Genomic DNA, 1,211 nt, shown 5'->3' on the forward strand with positions numbered 1-1,211 from the left:
ATAATGGACAGACAACCAGGCACGATTCTAACGTATGACTAAAGACTGGTAGTGTTTCTTTTATATAATGCGTCACATTGAGAATCATTGGTATATTAGGCTGTGATACCAGCTCCATTACTACTTGTGAACCGATTCTCCTATGATAGGAAATCCAGACCATTGCTTGCCTCATCCAAAATCGTATCATATAAACCTATGAAAGCAAATTTTCCGTTGATCCTATAATGAAACCTATCAATAGAAATGACAGCTTAATCGGCATTGTGCGACAGCTAAAAAAAACAAAAGGCCCATGTGTGGATTCGTGTAAAATGGAAGTAACTTCACCACCATCATTTACAGGAGAATCCAACATGAGCTATTCAAACTTACCTAAGTCGAGCGAGGACAACTAAAGACTCTGTACTAGCTTGGAACCACTTGCCGAGCAAGTGCAGACCGGAAAGGCCGATCTGATCTACATGAACAGCTCTCCTTTCCCCGGCTTTTCCGCCATGGCATTGATCCAGGTGATGCTTCTTTGCTCCAGATGGGGCATCCATTGCGACGGTTGGGGGACATCGGTGACGATGACGTCGATATCTTTCAGATCCAATATTTTATAGGGACAGCTATTACCAAACTTCGTATGGTCCGTCATGACGACGGTCAGCTTGGCGGTACTCGCCACTTTGCGCAGCAGATAACCTCGCTCCAGATCAAAGCCCGTGATGCCCTTATCAATCGTAAATCCGTCCACCGATATGAGTGCCTTGTCGACATGGAAATTTTCGGCCATCGTCTCCGCCATTCCGCCGGCAACCCTAGAATACCGGGGCAGCACCCGGCCCCCAAGCAAATAGATGTGACCGCTAAACAATCCCTTACCGTACAGATCCATAATTAGACGTAGCAAATCAAATGAATAGACGACTACTGTAATGTTCTGCTTATCCTGTAGGTAGTAAACTACCTGCATCGGTGTGGAACCGTCATCGACGAAGACGACATCATTGTCTTCTATCAAGGAGGACGCCGCCAGACCTATTTTCTTCTTCTCCTCAGCACGCACGACTTCCCGGTTAAGATGTGGAAGCTCCTCTCTAGAGACATTAACTTTGACCGCACCGCCGTAGATCCGCTTCAGAAGTTTCTCCTTCTCCAGTTCTTCCAGATACCGGCGGGTCATCTCTCCCGAAACTTTCAGCTTCTCGGATAAATCTGACGTG

The 1,211-nt window shown here is 46.5% G+C and carries 1 protein-coding gene; it reads right to left on the reverse strand.

The genetic code is table 11. The features are described from left to right. Positions 1-460: 460 nt before the first annotated feature. The coding region (locus AC1DWN_RS34030; protein ID WP_477563230.1) for a DeoR/GlpR family DNA-binding transcription regulator at positions 461-1,211 on the reverse strand (751 nt) is incomplete at its 5' end.

This window comes from Paenibacillus sp. P4_A7, from assembly GCF_056402455.1.